The 17,094-nt window shown below is 61.4% G+C and carries 13 protein-coding genes; 7 read left to right on the top strand and 6 right to left on the bottom strand.

The window, feature by feature from the left end; translation table 11 throughout:
• Positions 1-127 precede the first annotated feature (127 nt).
• A complete protein-coding gene (locus P353_RS17065; RefSeq protein ID WP_034372038.1) occupies positions 128-652 on the bottom strand; it encodes a MarR family winged helix-turn-helix transcriptional regulator in 525 nt (174 codons plus the stop codon).
• Between the two features lie 179 nt (positions 653-831).
• Here P353_RS17065 and P353_RS17060 point away from each other — a divergent pair, with 179 nt between their 5' ends.
• The 7 genes from P353_RS17060 (at position 832) to P353_RS28350 (ending at position 8,307) form a co-directional block, all read left to right on the top strand.
• A complete protein-coding gene (locus P353_RS17060; protein WP_034372035.1) occupies positions 832-1,815 on the top strand; it encodes a Bug family tripartite tricarboxylate transporter substrate binding protein in 984 nt (327 codons plus the stop codon).
• Between the two features lie 115 nt (positions 1,816-1,930).
• On the top strand, positions 1,931-4,234 hold the full coding sequence (locus P353_RS17055) for a xanthine dehydrogenase family protein molybdopterin-binding subunit (RefSeq protein WP_034372032.1): 2,304 nt from the start codon (positions 1,931-1,933) through the stop codon (positions 4,232-4,234).
• Positions 4,227-5,108, top strand: coding sequence for an FAD binding domain-containing protein (locus P353_RS17050; RefSeq protein ID WP_034372029.1), 882 nt, complete (start codon positions 4,227-4,229; stop codon positions 5,106-5,108). Before P353_RS17055 ends, P353_RS17050 begins: the two co-directional genes overlap by 8 nt.
• Entirely contained in the window at positions 5,105-5,584 is a 480-nt protein-coding gene (locus tag P353_RS17045; protein ID WP_034372026.1) for a (2Fe-2S)-binding protein, read from the top strand. Before P353_RS17050 ends, P353_RS17045 begins: the two co-directional genes overlap by 4 nt.
• The gene (locus tag P353_RS17040; RefSeq protein WP_034372023.1) at positions 5,574-6,377 is read left to right on the top strand and encodes a CoxG family protein; all 804 of its coding nucleotides are present in this window, start codon (positions 5,574-5,576) and stop codon (positions 6,375-6,377) included. Before P353_RS17045 ends, P353_RS17040 begins: the two co-directional genes overlap by 11 nt.
• Before the next feature lie 103 nt (positions 6,378-6,480).
• Positions 6,481-7,575, top strand: coding sequence for a porin (locus P353_RS17035; protein ID WP_034372020.1), 1,095 nt, complete (start codon positions 6,481-6,483; stop codon positions 7,573-7,575).
• Positions 7,576-7,854: 279 nt separating this feature from the next.
• Positions 7,855-8,307 carry a DUF4148 domain-containing protein gene (locus P353_RS28350; protein ID WP_080750596.1) on the top strand — a complete coding sequence of 151 codons (453 nt, stop codon included), beginning with the start codon at positions 7,855-7,857 and terminating at the stop codon, positions 8,305-8,307.
• Between the two features lie 508 nt (positions 8,308-8,815).
• Here the strand turns inward: P353_RS28350 and bamE are convergent.
• The 5 genes from bamE to P353_RS17010 all read right to left on the bottom strand — a co-directional run.
• Positions 8,816-9,256 carry an outer membrane protein assembly factor BamE domain-containing protein gene (bamE, locus tag P353_RS17030; protein WP_232776620.1) on the bottom strand — a complete coding sequence of 147 codons (441 nt, stop codon included), beginning with the start codon at positions 9,254-9,256 and terminating at the stop codon, positions 8,816-8,818.
• Between the two features lie 44 nt (positions 9,257-9,300).
• Complete coding sequence (locus P353_RS17025; RefSeq protein ID WP_420093391.1) at positions 9,301-10,509, bottom strand: HlyD family efflux transporter periplasmic adaptor subunit; 1,209 nt, start codon at positions 10,507-10,509, stop codon at positions 9,301-9,303.
• Between the two features lie 77 nt (positions 10,510-10,586).
• Positions 10,587-12,854, bottom strand: a complete 2,268-nt coding sequence (locus P353_RS17020; RefSeq protein ID WP_034372015.1) for a type I secretion system permease/ATPase — start codon at positions 12,852-12,854, stop codon at positions 10,587-10,589.
• Complete coding sequence (locus P353_RS17015; protein ID WP_034372012.1) at positions 12,851-14,236, bottom strand: TolC family outer membrane protein; 1,386 nt, start codon at positions 14,234-14,236, stop codon at positions 12,851-12,853. Before P353_RS17015 ends, P353_RS17020 begins: the two co-directional genes overlap by 4 nt.
• Before the next feature lie 303 nt (positions 14,237-14,539).
• Positions 14,540-17,094 (bottom strand): Ig-like domain-containing protein (locus tag P353_RS17010; protein ID WP_034372009.1); only part of this gene is annotated, 2,555 nt, incomplete at its 5' end.

Here is a 17,094-nt window from a genome sequence, read left to right as displayed (position 1 = left end):
AAATGGCGCATCAACCGGCGAAACACATGCAATATGCGGATGACCCCGCCTGCAGCATGCGGAATTTCGTGCGTCTATATGTGTTGCAACAGCATCCAGGCGGCTATCCAACACAGGGCCTCAGGAACTATTCCAGACCTGCTTCATCATCGCTGGTCAAAGCGCCTGCTTTCTCGCAATGTGCACGCAAGCGCATCAGCGCGCTGTACATGGCATTGCGCTCATCTTCAGGCAATGCCCGAATGGCAGCAGCCTGGCTGGCACGCGCCAAGGGCATGACCTGCGCATGCAGGGCCTCGCCCTGTTCGGTGACCTGACAAAAAATCTTCTTGCGCGGCGTATTGCCTTCACCCTGCAGATCCACCAGGCCTTTGGCTTGCAGCCGCTTGAGAGCGCGGCTCACCAAGGCTTTGTCCGAGGTGGACTGAATGACCAGATCCGAGAAGGCCAGCCGTCTGGCGTGGGCAATCAAGGCCAGCAGGCGCCACTCCGAGACCGTCAGATCGTGTTTCTCGGCGTAGGGCACGGTAATCGTGCGCCGCAGAGCATTTCCCACCTGGCTCATCAAGGTGGTGATGAAGTCGTCCACCGTCAGCCCATCGCCCTGCGCATTGAGGTGCGACCAAGGCGTTTCGCATGTTTTTTTATCCATGCGCCATTGTTTCACTTTAAATAACAAAATCAGATGTCAATAGTGAAAACAGCAATTTGATCGATCAACTACAAGCGTATAACTCCTTTCCATTGTTTCTCTTGAGATCCAATGTTTCATTAATGAAACAATTGAGATTGCACACAAGATTTATACCCACGGCCCAAGGAGAGGCGACCATGTCAGTTGATAGACGCCAGTTTTGCTTTACCGCTCTTGCCTGCGGCACGCTGCTTGCGCAGCCGGTGCTTGCCGAAGAAAGTTATCCCAGCAAGCCCATCACGGTGATCGTGTCCTACCCTCCAGGCGGGGATACCGATGCAATCGCCCGCCTCTTTGCCGACAAGCTCAGTCACAGACTCAAGCAGACAGTGCTGATCGACAACCGCCCGGGTGCTGGCGGGGCGATAGGCAACGGCATGGTGGGGCGTGCACGCTCCGATGGCTACACCTTGCTGTTCACTCCCAACCCCTTCACCACCGCCCCCCTGGTCATGAAGCTATCGGGCGCTGCAGCCTACGACGTACTCAACGGTTACGAAGCCATCATCAACACCGCCACCCAGCCCCTGGTGCTGGTCACGAGCCCCAAGCTGGGCGTCAAAAACCTGCCCGAACTGATTGCCAGAGCCAAGGGTGGAGCCTCCGTCTCCTATGCCAGTCCGGGCGCCGGCTCGCCCATGCACATCGCCGGCGAATGGCTGAACAAGGCCGCTGGCGTCAAGCTGTCCCATGTTCCATACCGCGGCGTCGGCCCCTCGGTGACCGATGTCGTGGCCGGACATGTCGATACTGCCTGGGTCACTTTCGGGCCTGTGCGCCAGTATCTGGACTCCGGCAAGCTGGTGGCGCTGGCCATCGGCGATACCAGGCGCTCATCGCTTGCACCTGCGGTGCCGACATTGACCGAGCTGGGCTACAAAGATGTGGTGGTCAGCGCCTGGAACGGCTTCTTTGCGCCGAAAAAGACTCCGGCAGCGGTGATCAATCTGCTCAACGAGCACCTCAATGCCATTTTGCGAGAGCCCGAAGTCGTGGAAAAGCTCGCCGTCTTCGGAGCCCTGCCAGCCGGCGGCTCTCCCAAGGTGCTCAGCGATCTCAATCAGCGCGAGTACATGGTGATGGGCAAGGCCATCAAGGAACTCGGCATCGTGGCCGAGTGAAACCGATGAATCGCGCAGGCGCAGGCCTGGGCGATTCGAACTGACCTCTATATGACTGACGCGGCACAAGCCCGTGGTCCACAGCGACCCGGGCCTTCTGCCGCGAGGTACGGATATGACATCTGCTCTTTCATCTCAATCCACGCTGGGCATGGACACTCCACAGGTGACGGCCAAGGCAAAGGTGCTTGGCCGGGCCATCTACGCAGGAGATCTCAAGCTTGCCGGCATGCTGCACGGCAAGGTTCTGCGCAGCCCTTACCCGCATGCGCGCATCGCTCGCATAGACACCACCGAGGCGCGCGCGCTGCCTGGCGTCAAGGCGGTTCTGACCGGCGAGGATGCTCCCGCCAATCTTTGGGGGGCGCATCACAAGGAACGCGCCGTTCTGGCCAAAGGCGTGGTGCGTTATTGCGGCGAAGAGGTAGCCGCGGTGGCCGCTGTTTCCGATGAGATCGCACGCGACGCGCTGGATCTAATCCGGGTGGAGTATGAAGAACTACCCGCCATTCTGACGCCCGAGGAAGCCATGGATGAGGAAGCCTTCGGCATCCATCCAGGGCGCAACAATGTGGGCCACCATATCCAGTTCGAGCGCGGGGATGTGGATGCAGGCTTTGCCGTCGCGGATCTGATCCACGAAGCCACCTACACCACGCATTCTCAGTACCCCGGCTATATGGAGCCCATGGCCACTGTGGCCTCGCTGGACCCCGATGGCCGGCTTGTGCTCTACACCTCAACCCAGGCAGTGAATCTGGTGCGCATGCAGGTGGCCATGACCCTCGGTCTGCCCATTTCCCGCGTGCGCGTGGTGCAGGCGGCGACCGGTGGCGGCTTCGGCGGCAAGATCGTAGAGGACGACAACCAGTTGCTTGCCGGCCTGCTCGCCTTGCATACCCGGCGTCCGGTGCGACTGGTCAACAACCGCCTGGAGGACTTCCAGGCCGCATGCGCCAGCGTGCCCGAGCGCATCACCCTCAAGCTGGGCATGCTCAAGGACGGCAGCATTGTCGCCAAGCAGGTTCGCATCATTGCCGAATGCGGTGCATATGCAGGCCTTGCCGGTGATGTGATGCACGTCAGTGCCATGCGCAGCGACAACATGCACAGCAATCCGAATGTGCGTTCGGAAGCGACGCTGTACTACACCAACAATCCGCCACGCGGTGCTTTCCGGGGCTTTGGCGGAACCCAGATGCAGTTTGCGCTCAACAGCCATATCCACACCATGGCGGAGAAACTGGGCCTGGACCCGGTGCAGGTGCACAAGATCAACGCGCTCAAGGCCGGTGATGTCTCGATTCACGGCTGGCATATCGGCAGCACCGGGCTTCGGGAATGCATAGACATGGCAACCGAGGCTATAGGTTGGACCCACAAACGCCAATGCGCCAAGGTCAGTGGCATCAAGCGTCGCGGCGTGGGCATGGCGGCGGCCATGCATGTGAGCGGCAACCGCACCATAGGCAACTGGGATGGATCGACGTTGGTCATCAAGATCAACGAAGACGGTCGCGTCTTCCTCATCAGCGGTGAATGCGATATGGGCCAGGGGGCGAGCACCATGCTCAGCCAGATCGTGGCCCATGAACTGGACCTGCCTCTGGCCGATATTCAAGTGCTTGCGCCCGATACCGATGTCTCGCCGGTGGCCGTGGGCACTCTGGCTTCACGCGTCACCATGTCGGGAGGCAATGCGGCCATCATCGCCGCGCGCAAGGCGCGACAAGAGTTGCTGAGCCTGGCTGCCGAGCGCCTTGATACGCCGCTCGATGCGCTGACGCTCAAAGGCGGCGCCGTCTATGTGAGCGCGGAGCCTGAACGCCGCAGCACCGTGGCCGAACTGGCACGCCAGCATATCTGGCGCCATGGCGGAGGTGGCATCCAGGTCACCGGGACCTGGGACCCCAAGACCGTCATGCATGACGACAAGCTCTACGGCAATATTGCCGCTGCTTACTCCTACGCCGCCCAGGCCGTCGAAGTCGAGGTGGATATCGAGACCGGCCAGGTCAGCATCATCGACAGCTATGTCGCCGATGACTGCGGCAAGGCGCTCAACCCCATTGCAATTCACGGCCAGACCAATGGCGCCACCGTTCAGGCCATCGGCTGGACGCTGTATGAGCAGTTGCACTACGAGGGCGGGCGCCTGGCAAACGGCAATTTCGCGGACTACAACATGGCCACCGCCGATGCGGTTCCCATGCTGCGTGGCGGCCTTGTGGAATCCAACGATCCCAACGGCCCCTATGGCGCAAAGGGGGCCAGCGAGACCGCCATCCTGCCAGGCGCACCAGCCATAGCCAACGCCGTCTACGACGCGATAGGCGTGCGCATCACCGATCTGCCCATTACCCCGGAAAAAGTGCTGGCTGCATGGCGCGACAAGCAGCAAGGAGCAAGCCATGCGTGAATTTGATTTTTCCGAGCCCCGCTCGGTAGCGGAGGCCAGCCAGATGCTGGCCGAGTACGGCGACGATGCACGCATCATCGCGGGCGGATCGGCGCTGATGCTGGCCATGCGCCAACGCATGCTTGCGCCCACGCACCTGATCTCGGTGGCAGGGCTGCCCCGGCTGCATGGCATCGATGTTGATCCGCGCCAAGGTCTGCGTATCGGGGCCATGAGCCGCCATATCGATGTGGCTCGCTCCGAGATTGTGAAAGCGCATGCACCGGTGCTAGCCCGGATGGCCGCCCAAGTGGCCAATCCGCAGGTGCGCAACCAGGGCACGATTGGCGGCAATCTCTGTTATGCCGACCCATCCACGGACCCGCCCGGCTGTCTGATGGCCCTCGACGCCTCGGTCGTTCTGGGCAGCACACGCGGAGAACGCGTGCTGTCGATGGAAGAGTTCCTGGTCGACTACTACACCACTGCCATGGAGCCCGATGAGCTGCTTCTGGAAATCCAGGTGCCGCTGCAGGCGCCCGGCACCCAGGGGGAATACACGCGCTTTCTGCGCACGGCAGCAGAGCACCGTCCCCTGGTCAGCGTGGCCCTGGTCGTGCAAAGAGAAGGGCAGATATGTCACCAGGCACGTCTGGCCGTTGGGGCATCCACGCCCATTCCCACCAGGCTGCGCCGTGCCGAAGACTGTTTGCGCGGCAAGACCGTGAATGCACAGCTCGCTTCAGAGGTCGCAAGCATCGTGGCCGAGGACATCCAACCGGTCTCTGACCTGCGGGGCAGCAGCGAGTTCCGCCGAGAAATGGTGCGCACGGTGACCCGCCGCACAGTGGCCACGCTGTTCGGAATCGATATCAATGAAGGAGTTACCGCATGAGCACGCATCGCATCGAATGCCAGATCAACGGCGAGCAACATAGCGTCGAGCTGACGTCACGGCGGCTGTTATCGGACTTTTTGCGGGACGACCTGCATCTGACAGGCACCAAGCGGGGATGCGAAACCGGCACCTGCGGCGCCTGTTCGGTGTTGCTGGATGGCGAGGTCATCAAATCCTGTCTGATGCTGGCCGTGCAGGTCCACGGACGCAGCATCACCACCATCGAAGGGCTGGCCGCAGGGGACGAGCTGCATCCCTTGCAGAAGAACTTCATGCAGTGCGGCGGGCTGCAGTGCGGCTACTGCACGCCGGGTTTCATCATGGCCTCCTGCGACCTGCTCAAGAACACGCCCCAGCCCAGCTGCGAGGAAGTGCGCCACGGCCTCAGCGGCAACCTCTGCCGCTGCACCGGCTACACCCAAATCGTGGAATCCGTGCTGCATGCAGCACAGGAGATGCATCATGGAAATTGAGAAAAAACTGACCGTTTCGGCCCCTCCCCAGCAGGTCTGGGATCTGCTCCTCAATCCCCTGATCATGGCCGGCGCCGTGCCCGGGATGAAGTCCATCGATGTCATCAGCCCCACGGAATACGTGGCGGAGATGCACCAGAAGATTTCCTTCATCAGCGCCAAGTTCAAGCTCAAGACCAAGATCGTCGAGCAGAACGCACCGGAATACATGCGCGTGGAAGGCACCGGCGAGGATGCCTCGGTGGCCAGTTCGCTCAAGCAGACCAGCGAAGTGTTTCTGACGCCCGCTGCCAACGGCGGCACGGATTTGCGCATCAAGGTCCAGGTGGATGTGCTGGGCCGCCTGGGCGCCTTTGGCCTGTCGGTCATGAAGACCAAGGCCGATCGCCTGTGGGAGGAGTTCGGCAGCAATCTGGCGGCGCGCATAGAGGCCGGTGGCCAGGCTCTCGATGCGCCCGGTGCACCTTCGCTGACGCCGGTTGCGCCTTCAGTGGCCAGGCAGGCCGTCACCCGGCCAGAAGTGGCTCCTGTTCCTTCGCCCGATCCTGCGCCAGCCCCGGCTCCCGGCCCGGTGCCGCGAGACTCCATGGATACGGCGATCACGGCGAGCACCGAGGACGCCAGCCCTGATGCCGGTTGGTGGGCGCGCATCTTCGGCGCTGCCCGCAACACGCGCAACTCCGGCCAGCTCATACGCGTAGAGGTACGTCAGCTGGACAAGACGATCTGTGTGGAGTGGCCTGTGGCGGCTGCGTCCGAATGCCGGGAATGGCTCCGGTCGCTGCAGAAGTAAGCGCTTTTCTCCATAGACCCGGAAGGAGGCTTAAGACCCAAAAACCAATCGTATCAAGCCACGCATGCAAATAACTAAACGAAATTAGAAACTGGAGACATTCATGCTGAAAAAAATAGCAGGCGCTGTTGCGCTACTAGGGGTGGGAGGTTTTGCCCATGCACAATCGTCGGTGCAGATCTACGGCATCATGGACACGGCCGTGGAGACCATGAACCATGTGGGCGCAAGCAGCGCCACCTTGACGCGCATGCCCAATCTCTCGGGCAGCGTTCCATCACGCCTGGGCTTTCGCGGCCGCGAGGATCTGGGAGGAGGATTGAGCGCATCCTTCACGCTGGAGATGGGCATCGGCCCCGACAGCGGAGCTCTCAACCAGGGCGGTCGCGGCTTCGGCCGCCAGTCCTTCGTAAGCCTCAATGGCCCCTGGGGGTCGCTGGGGCTGGGCCGTCAGTACACCATGTTGTTCTGGTCCGTACTCGACGCTGACGTGATCGGTCCGAGCCTGCACAGCATGGCCAGTCTGGACAACTACTTTCCCAATGCACGTGCCGACAATGCGATCTCCTACAAAGGCACGTTCTCGGGCCTGACGATCGGCGCAACCTATAGCTTTGGTCGCGACGCCGTCAATGCGGGCCCCAGCCCCGGCGGAACCAACTGCGCGGGAGAAAGCAGCACCGACTCCAAGACCTGTCGCGAGTGGTCGGCCATGCTCAAGTACGACACAGCGGCATGGGGGGCAGCTCTGGCGCATGACGAGTTGCGCGGCGGCCCCGGTGCTTTCGCGGGGCTGAGCAGCAGCGACAAAATCGACAAGCGCACCATGCTCAACGGCTATGTGAAGCTTGGTGGCGCAAAGATTGGTGGTGGCTATATGCGTCGCAAGAATGACGGCTATATCGCATCGCCGCGCAACGACCTGTGGTTTGTGGGCGTGACCTACCCCCTTGGTCAATGGACCGTGGACGCCCAGTACAACCAGCTCAAGTACAAGGACAACGTGGACAAGGGTCAGCTGCTGGTACTGCGCGGTACTTACAACCTGTCCAAGCGCACTGCGGCCTATGCATCGCTGGGTTATATGAAAAACAGCGGCAATGCTGCCTTTGGAGCAAGTAGCGCTCAAGCTGGTGGAACACCGCTGCCTGGCGTCAACCAGACTGGCTTTGGCATAGGCTTGCGCCATACGTTCTAAAACCGGTGCCGATACCGCGGGTGCGGGTAGCCTGGTGACCTGCACCCGCTTTTCAAAAGAGGCGACAGTCCCCCATGCGGGGCTCGTTCACCAAGATGGACCGGACATGCCTACCTGCCTAAAGGACAGTCCAGGTCGGCAAAAGAAGAAGCTGACAACAATGTCACCTCGCTGTCCCGCTTCTGTTGGGGTCGGATTTCTAAGATCCACACATCTCCTCCTTACCTTTCTCAAGGCCTGGGAGATTGTGTTTCACTGACTTTCTTAGGAGCTGCCACCATGTCTCGACGTCCTCTCTCCATCGCGTCCGTATTTGCAACCGCAGCAGCAGTAGCTGTACTAGCCATGCCGGGGATGGCTTCGGCAGCCCACGAACACCCAGCCAATAACGAGCAAGGTGTGACTATTCATCCGGAACATTTCGTGAGCCAGACGACACGTGATCAAGTCAGGGCCGAAACTGCAGATGCGATGAAAAACGGCCGCCTGTCGTATGGAGAAAGCAACTTCCCCAACTTTGCCCCCCCTGCAGGTCCCGGTAAAACACGTGATCAAGTCAGGGCCGAAACTGCAGACGCGATGAAAAACGGCCGCCTGTCGTATGGAGAAAGCAACTTCCCCAACTTTGCCTCCCCTGCAGGTCCCGGTAAAACACGCGAAGAAGTGATTAACGAATTGCTGCGCGAATCTCCAGCAGCGCGGGAAGCTCGTTTGCAGTTCATCGCTCGCTGATGCCTATAGGGGCCTTATTGGGGTCGCAGGTCTTCCTTGACCAGTATTGCGCGATGCGATGACCGGCATGCGTGATCTGACCACCGGCAGCAACTGCCCCATTGCTGCCAGCCGAGTTGCGATGATCAATGCTTGGATTGCCGACATCACCCAATCCAGGCCTCTATCCGCTTCCTTCAATTGATCATCTCCCCACAGACACCGCCCCCTGAGCCGCTCTTGAAGACCAACCAACGGGGGATCGGGCGAGCAGCAGACAATGCCCGTCAATTGGCAAAGCGCAGTTCACATGCTCCGGATACCGGCGATCACGCGCTTGAGCACCTCTGCCGACGTCGCAGAACGATAGATCCCACAGCCATCAGCCTTGGCTCCGTATAGATGAAATACCTGGCTTCGCTGATGCTTAGAGTGACCGCGCTCGCTCACACATAGAGCTGGATATATGGCCACCGGCCAGACACCACTACACAAATGTTGACGGAGTTGGAAGCGTTCCAACAGCGCCTCAGCGCTGCATCAGTTGCTGGCATTGCCGGCGGCGCCAGACAGACTCGCGTACGGCTCCGGCCTCATCGAACACCACTTTGTACTGGCACACCAGCAGGTTACCGGATTGCGCTTGACGGAGCTTGAAGTTGTAGTCCCACTCTTGGCCTCTCGGGCCTGTAGTTTGCGTCAGAGGCGCGCCCAGCGTCTGCTTCACCTTGTCCTGGGCCATGCCAGGCTGGATGGCGCGAACACCTTCGAGCTGCTCTGCCAGCACGCCGTCGCGGACGAAGTCCTTCTTCATATCGGCATAGCGCATATTGACGTCGGAATACTGCAGCTTGTCGGGATTGCTGACCGCATCCTCCGGATTGTCACGAGCCACGACCGGCATGGCAATGCAAGCGGCTGCAGCCAGCACTAGAGTGGAAAGGCGGAAGGTGGATTCAAACATGCTCATGGCATCCTCTTTCATCAAAATCGAAAGTCACGCGCTGCAGGGCTTCAGCGCTCACGCAAGGCCTCGCGCGCTTTGTTCAGCGGCTTGGTCAAATAGTCCCAGACGGTCTTGCGGCCCGTGCGGATATCGGTGGCTGCCACCATGCCCGGCACAATGGGCATACGCTGGCCGGCCTTGTTCACAAGCACGTCCGAATCGGTGCGCACCAGAACCGGGTAATAGACGATTTCGGGCTTGACCTCGTCACGCTGGGTATCCGGGGCAATCGTCACCACCTGGCCCTTGAGGCCGCCATAGACTGCGTAGTCGTAGGCCGTCACCTTGACCAGAGCCTCCTGTCCGGGGCGAATGAAAGCAATGTCGCGCGGCGAGATATGGGCCTCCACCAGCAATTGATCATCGAGAGGTACCAAGGCCATCAGCAGGCCGTTGGGCGGCACCACGCCGCCGATGGTAGTGACCTGCAGGCTCTTGACCACGCCCCGCACAGGCGACTGCAGTGTCAGGCGATCCAGTGAATCCGCACGCCCGCGCACCACTGAAGACAGGGACTTCGCCTCCGCATCCGCCTTGGCAAGTTCTTCGCGGCTGCGCACCATGTAGCCAGAACGCGCCTCGGCGATCTTCAGCTCCAGCTCCGCTCCCTGGCGCTGCAGGCGGATGAGTTCGACGCTGCTGGCAGCACCGCTGGCTTGCAGCGACTGCGTGATGCCCAGCTCCTTGCGCACCAATGCCAGCGCCAGGTTCAGACCGGCCACCGTATCGCTCAATGCCATGCGGCGAGAACGGAAAAGTGCACTCTCCGAAGCCTTGAGCTGTGCATGACCATCCAGCTCCTGAGGAAACTGCAGGTTGTCGCGCCCTTCAACCTCGGCGCGCAAGCGTATGCTGGCGGCCAAGGCTGCGCGGTAGCGGGCCGCCGTCTCCTCCACACTGGATTCGCCACGCGTAGGCTCCAGCTTGGCCAGCACCTGGCCTTTCTCCACGATATCGCCCTCGCGTACCAGCAACTCGGCCAAAATACCGCCCTCCAGAGACTGGATGCGCTGCTCGCGCGAGGATGGAATCACCTTGCCACCGCCGTTGGACACTTCGTCGATCTCGAAGAACCAGGCCCAGGCCAGAAAGGCCAGCACAAAGGCCGTGACCAGCCAAACCACGCGATCCGAGTGGCTTGCGCGTACCTCGTCGAAGTCGCCTATGGCCGGCATGGCCGCGCGCCGACGCGCAGACCCGGGCATGGCCGAAAGCATGGGCGCGGACTCAGCCGTCATCGCGGGTGTTGTTGTAGATCTGGCCTTCGATGTATCACCGGGCACTGCTGTCTCCGTCATTCCTGCCCCTCCTCTGCAGAGACCAGTCTTTTCACCGGCTGTACCGCAACCTTCATGCGCCCACTCTGCACGACGCGAACATTTTGCTGTGGAGCTGCCGGTTGGACACCGCCATTCAGGCGCTTGAGCACCTCATCGCGCGCGCCCTGCAACACCACCTGGCCCTTGTCCACCACAATGATCTTGTCCACCGCCTGCAACACCGCGGGCCGGTGCGTAGCCACGACCAGAGTGCGCCCCGGTGCAAGCTTGCGCAACCGGGCGATCACATCGCGTTCGGCCACATCGTCCAGCGCTGCCGTAGGCTCATCCAGCAGCAGCACTCGTGGCTGGCGCAACAGCAGGCGCGCCAGCAACAGGCTCTGGCGCTGCCCCCCCGACAAGCCCAAGCCCCCTTCCATGACCATGTGATCGAGCCCCGTTGGCAGGGTCTGTACGAAGGACCAGGCGCCAGCGTCCAGCAGCGCGGTCATAAGTTCCGCATCGCTGGCATGAGGAGCGCCCAACAGCAGGTTCTCACGCAGCGAACCGTAGAACAGGCGGGCATTCTGCGTCAGCAGGCCTACATCGCGGCGCACGTCGGCCGGGTCTATGTGGGCTAGCGCCACGTCGTCCAACAGCAGGCGTCCGCTCACGGGCTCGGTCAGACCCGACAGCGCCTGCAGCAGCGTCGACTTGCCCGCTCCGTTGCGCCCCAGGATGGCGATGCGCTCACCGGCTGCGATCTGCAGCTTCTTGACCTGCAGTGCCGGGGTCTTGCCGTCGTAGCTAAACACGGCTTCGCTGAAGTCGTAACGCCCCTCGATGACAGGACGGTGGACGCGGCTGCCGTCCTCCGCGTGGTCCACGGGCAGGTGCATGAGCTGGTCCAACCCATCGCTGGCCATCTTGGCCTGCTGCCAGCGATTGAGCACACCGGTCACGCTGGACAGGGGCGCCAGCATGCGACTGACCAGAATGGAAGACGCCACCAGCACGCCAGTGCTCATCTCGCCGCGCATCACCTGGGGAGCGCCAAAGAACACCACAAAGGCGAAAGCACTGCCCTGCACCGTCTGCATCCAGTTGCTCAGATGATGCAGCAACGCCCGCAACTTCAGGCCCGACTCGGCATTCACAGCGTTGTAGTGGTTCCACTGATTCTGAAAGCGCGGCTCGGCCTGCAGCAGCTTGATGTCTTCAATGCCCTGCACCGTCTCCACCAGCATGGCATTGCGCAGCGCCGATTCGCGCATGCTGGCCTGAGCCAGCTTGCGCAGACGCTTTTGCGCCAGCAGACTGGGCGCCAGGAGCAGCACAAAGGCCGCCAGTGGCACCCACACCAGCGAACCCGCAATCATCCAGAAGATGAAGCAGAACAAGACAAAGAATGGCAGGTCGGCCACGGCCGCTGCCGTGGTGGAAGTCAACATCTCCCGCACCGGCTCCAGCTCACGGATCTGGGCCACAAAGGTTCCTGTGGCGCGCGGTCGGGCACTGTTCTTCACGCGCAGCGCATGACCGAAGACGCGGTCCGAAATGCGCAGGTCTGCCCGCTTGCCCAGCATGTCGGTAATGTGCATGCGCGCGGCACGCATGGCCCAGGCAAACGCAATGGACAGCAGCACACCGCCGAACAGCACATACAGCGTAGGCTCGGACTGGGACGGCACCACGCGGTCATAGACTTGCATGGAAAACAGAATGCCGCCCAAGGCCATCAGGTTGGTGATGAACGAAGCCAGCAGAATATGGCCATAAGGTCGCAGATCGGCAAACACAATGTCGCGCAGCCAGTGACGCTCCACGGGGCGCAGGTAGCTGTCCACGCGCGAATCGGGTGCCGACTGCAACGGACGCAGCACCGCCATGGTCTCCACCTCGGGCTGCAACTCGGCCAGCGTGTGCGTGCTCTCGCCGCCCTCGTCGCCGCTCAGCAGCAGGCGCAAGCCGCCTTCGGTCAGGGCGGTGACTACCGCTACCTGCCCGCCGCGCAGCTGCACGGCCACGGGTAGACGCCAGGCCGTCAACCGCGTCAGGTCCGGAGCCACCTCGGTCAGGGCAAGACCCGCCTGCTGGGCCATCTGGCGCATGCAGTGGCGCAAATCCTCGCTAGACATGCCATCGGCCGCCCAGGCTGCGTCCACACGCAGACGCTCGCGCGAGGTATCGATCTGGTAATGCGCTGCCACTGCCAGCACGGCGTCCAGCCAGCCCTGCATCAATGGCGGCAATTGCTTGGCGCTTGCCTGCTCGGCAGCTACCTGGTTCATCGTACCGTTCATCGCATCACTCCCTGGCCCCGGTCACGCAGCCGGGTATCCAGCGCGAACTCATCGGCCAACCGCCCGCTCTGGTACCAACACTCCACAGCCAGCCGCTGCAGGTCATGGGCGCTATCCACCTGTTCAAAGCGCGCGCCGTGGTATTCCTGCTCGGCGTTGAGCAGATCCAGCAGCGAGCGTGTACCCAGTTGCAGGTATTGCTCACGATACAGATCACGCGTGATGCGGATGCTGGCGATACGCTGGTCAACCACTGGCTGACGCTCCAACAGACCCAGGCTCTGGTCCTGCGCGTCGCGCAGCGACTGACGCGCCTGGAACTCGGCGTTGGCCACGGCCGCATCGGCGGCCTCCAGCGCATGGCCGGCCGCGCGCTGGCGTGCCTGGTTGCGCCCGCCTTCGAACAGCGGTGCCGAGACATTGAACATCACGCGCATGTCCATATCCGGGTAACCTGCCGGACGCGAGGCAGCGTTCAACCCGCGCGAAGCCGAGCCATCCACCGACAGCGTCGGCATGAGTTGCGCATCGGCTGCCTTCAATTCGGCCTGGGCCTGCGCCCGCTGTCCCTGGGCCCGGCGCACCGCTGCCGTGGGCTGCACCTGAGCGGCAGCGCAGGCCTGGGGCAGAACATCGGGCACACCGCCTTTTCCTGTATTCGCTTCACTCACTGTAGGTGGCGTCTGCAGCCCGGTCAAAGTCATCAGCCGCGCTTGCCAGCGGCGTGCCTGCGCCTCGTAATTGATCAATTGGCCACGCGCGCCATCCATACGCGACTGTGCCTGCATAAAGTCCGAACGGGTGCTAGCGCCCTTGAGCTGACGCTCCCGTGCCAGCTCCGCCAACGCACCCACGCCTTCGAGCTGACTTTTGGCAATCGCCACCATGGCCTGCTGGCGGCGCAGCTCCACCCATGCCTGCGCAGCCTCGCGAGCCACATCGTCGGTGGACAGATAAACCTGCGCCTGGGCAACCTCGATGCTGGCCTCGGCCTGCTTCACGGCGCTGTCCACCTTGCCGAAGTCATACAGCATCTGCGACACCGAAACGCTGGCGTCATAGACACGCCGCGAGGTATAGGGGTAGACATCCCGGTTGTTCACCTGCGCCCCCAGCCCGCCCTTGACCTGTGGGTAGTAGCCGGCGCGTGCCGAGGCCACTCCCTCGTCAGCACCCAGCAACTGCCCCTGCGCCGTACGCACGGCAGGGTGCCATGCCACAGCCGCCTGTACCGCTGCACGCATATCCATAGCCTGGCCTGGCCTGGCCTGGTTTGCAGGCTCTGCTGCATGGGCTGCGCCCATCGCGCAGACCAGCGCGACCGCCGCGGCGGCCTGGCGCATGGAAGGCACAGGAAGTGGGGACTTGATCAACATATCCATCGCTATCTCTATCGCTGGGGACTTACGCAGATCAGGATTCGCCAGGACCGCGTCCTTGAGACGAAGCACGTGCCTTAACCTGATTTGCGTAAGTCGTGTTGCTGTTTCACAGCTTGGCATCACGGCGCTATGCCGCAATCACCGTTCTGCATCGCAGCACGCAGGCCAGCGACACGGATTGTTTGTTTTTCTGATTGCTATTATTTATATAGCTTGCTGCGCTTTTAGTACGTCGTTTCAAGCATTACTCATACTTGAAACGACGTATCTAAGGCGCTAGCAGCTATCAAGTTTGATGAAATATCAAACGTGCACCGGCTGGTGCAACTCCTCCTCGGGCAGCGGAGCTGGCATATACAGGGCCAGGTCCTGCGGCGCGATGGCAAGCGCGGTGGGTGAGGCAGGCGCATCCGCAGAGCTCAGGCCGGCGATGTTGCCGGCAGCCTCGCCCAGCTCACTCTGGGGCTGCAGCACATCGTGCAGCGCAGGCAGCGCGGCAGGCTCGTCCGCATCCGCATGCAGGGCATCGAGATGCTCCAGGTCCAGGCTCATGGCCATCATCGGCGACGCAAACGGCGTAGGCTTGGGCCCAGGATCCACACCGTCATAGACCACCTTCACATCCTTGACGGTCGATGCGGTATCCCCATCCATGTCCTGAATGGTGTAGCCGAACTTGTCCCAATAGGAACTCAGCGCCTTGCCCTCATAGATGAACTTGGCCGTATCGAACTCCACGGTCAACGAGCCACCTGCGGCAGTCTTGACGGTGATGATGTGCTTGACGGCGTCATAGGTGTAGTCCACCCCCTCCACGGCGCCGCCCGTGACCTGCAAATCCTGTCCGGGCAGATAGGTGTAGGTTTTGCCATCGACATTGAGCACATTGACAAAGCCGCCGTCCGCACCAAATCCTTCCACGGTGCTGTCGAGTTCACCGCGCAGTGAGCCCTCCTGCCTGGGCAGCTGGATCAGGTTCTGCAGCGTGGAATTCAGCTCCTCCGCCGAGGCAGCCACGACGACGGTACTCTCCCTTCCTTCAGCGCCGTTATAGGCAATCGGGTCGATATTGGGAATGTCTTTTTCCAAAATACCACCAAAGCCCACGCCCACGGAGTTGATGTGGTGCTCCCTCACAAAGGCCTCCCAAGTTGCCTGCTGTGTTTCAGACACCGGGCCCTGGGCAGGTACTCCATCGGTGATGAAGTACGAGACATTCTGCACCCCCTCCCCGGTCAGCTTGCCGCTATCGTCAGTAAAGCCATCAGTGCCCATTACCTTGTCGAGAGCGTCTTTATAGGATGTGCCTCCATTAGCCGTCAGAGCCTTGATGGTCGCGATGGCGTCCAAAGCACTCATCCAAGTGACGTAGGCCTTCGTGCGTGCAACATCCCCAAAAGTCACCAGCTTGACCTTCACATCGCCATACTCATCGTACTTGTTGATCAGATCTTCCAGCGCCTTCTTGGCCAGATTCAGGCGGTTGTTCGGGTCATTGGGACGCTGTTGATTGCCGCTGCCCACGAAGTTCATGCTGCCCGACAGGTCCAGCACAATCATCAGATTGGTCTGCAGCTTGGACAGATTGATCGCCAGCTCGGCATCATCGCTGAGCGTCGGCACATCGTCCTTGACCTCCACGGCAAACTCGATTTCGCTGTCGTGCTCGCCATCGTGAACGATGGCCTTGAAGTTCAGGTCCAGCGTATTTTCACCACCGCCGGCTGCATGATCCAGAGGGCCCTTGAGGGTCACCGTATAGCTTGCCTCGTACTTACCACCAACCTCGGTCAGGGCACCGACCTTGACGGTCATGACCTCCTTGGCACCGGCCATGCCGGTCAGCGTGCTGGTGCTGGCATCCCAGTGCCAGGTCACATCAACGCCGCCCGACTTGACGCTACCGTCCACAGGGCCCTCCATCTCCACCGAGAAGGTATTGATGTCCGGCGTCTTGTCCGCATCGGTAAAGCTAATCTTGCCCGTGGCTGTGGTCGTGCTGCTCAGGTCATCCTTGATGCCGCCGGGCAGTGCTTCTTCCGCAACCTGCAGTACCTTGTCTTCAAGAGCTATCTCCACCACAGGGGCGGTGTCGTTCAGATCCTTTTCCTGAAGCGTGACTGTGATCTCGGTCTTGCCACCTTCGGTATCGGTCGCCACCACCTTGATCTGCTGGCTATTACTACCCTTCTCAAAGTCGTTGGCATCCGAAGCCGCTCCAGCCGCTGTCAGCGTGATCTCTCCAGTCAGTGGGTCGATCGCATACCAGCCATTAGGGTCGCTGGCCGGGTCAATGCTGTAGGTCAACGATATGCTGTCAATATCGATGGCCTTCACCTGGCCCAGCACCGTGCCTACGGGGCTGTTCTCGTCATAGCTGAAGGTGTAATCCGTCACCGGCGACTCGCCCGGGTCGCCTGGATCGACAAACACCGGTGGCTTGCTCACGGTCACGGTAACGTCCGCCGTCTCGGGCGTGCCGCCATCGGTCTGTGCCGTGTAGCTGAACTTGGCGTCACCCACAAAGCCCGCCTTGGGCGTGAACTCCAGTTGGCCGCCCACCAGCTTGACGCTGCCGCTGCCGTCGGTCAGAGCCACCGCAGCGCCGCCTTCGGTGATGGCCTTGCCATCGACCTGCGTGATCTTGACGTTGTCGCCTTCGAAGTGGTCGTTGAGCAGCGCGTCGATGGTGACCGGCTTGCCGTAGCCGGTGCTGGCCGTGTCATCGCTCACGTCCACTTCCGGCGTGAACTCGACCGTCACCGTGGTAGTGGTCTTGCCGCCCTTGCCGTCGTCCACGATCACTTCAAAGCTGTCCGTGCCCGGGCCGCTCCAGTCCTTGTTGGGCGTGTAGGTGT

It is taken from the genome of Comamonas testosteroni (assembly GCF_000761245.1).
Lineage (GTDB): Bacteria > Pseudomonadota > Gammaproteobacteria > Burkholderiales > Burkholderiaceae_C > Comamonas > Comamonas testosteroni_C.
The sequence above is the reverse complement of the archived record's forward strand: the minus strand, read 5'-3'. Positions and strand labels throughout refer to the sequence as shown.

What these genes read in the sequence shown, in the direction of transcription:
- P353_RS17065 (WP_034372038.1), bottom strand. Translation starts at nt 652, where the DNA reads ATGGATAAAAAAACATGCGAAACGCCTTGGTCGCACCTCAATGCGCAG.
- P353_RS17060 (WP_034372035.1), top strand. Translation starts at nt 832, where the DNA reads ATGTCAGTTGATAGACGCCAGTTTTGCTTTACCGCTCTTGCCTGCGGC.
- P353_RS17055 (WP_034372032.1), top strand. Translation starts at nt 1,931, where the DNA reads ATGACATCTGCTCTTTCATCTCAATCCACGCTGGGCATGGACACTCCA.
- P353_RS17050 (WP_034372029.1), top strand. Translation starts at nt 4,227, where the DNA reads ATGCGTGAATTTGATTTTTCCGAGCCCCGCTCGGTAGCGGAGGCCAGC.
- P353_RS17045 (WP_034372026.1), top strand. Translation starts at nt 5,105, where the DNA reads ATGAGCACGCATCGCATCGAATGCCAGATCAACGGCGAGCAACATAGC.
- P353_RS17040 (WP_034372023.1), top strand. Translation starts at nt 5,574, where the DNA reads ATGGAAATTGAGAAAAAACTGACCGTTTCGGCCCCTCCCCAGCAGGTC.
- P353_RS17035 (WP_034372020.1), top strand. Translation starts at nt 6,481, where the DNA reads ATGCTGAAAAAAATAGCAGGCGCTGTTGCGCTACTAGGGGTGGGAGGT.
- P353_RS28350 (WP_080750596.1), top strand. Translation starts at nt 7,855, where the DNA reads ATGTCTCGACGTCCTCTCTCCATCGCGTCCGTATTTGCAACCGCAGCA.
- bamE (WP_232776620.1), bottom strand. Translation starts at nt 9,256, where the DNA reads ATGAGCATGTTTGAATCCACCTTCCGCCTTTCCACTCTAGTGCTGGCT.
- P353_RS17025 (WP_420093391.1), bottom strand. Translation starts at nt 10,509, where the DNA reads ATGCTTTCGGCCATGCCCGGGTCTGCGCGTCGGCGCGCGGCCATGCCG.
- P353_RS17020 (WP_034372015.1), bottom strand. Translation starts at nt 12,854, where the DNA reads ATGAACGGTACGATGAACCAGGTAGCTGCCGAGCAGGCAAGCGCCAAG.
- P353_RS17015 (WP_034372012.1), bottom strand. Translation starts at nt 14,236, where the DNA reads ATGGATATGTTGATCAAGTCCCCACTTCCTGTGCCTTCCATGCGCCAG.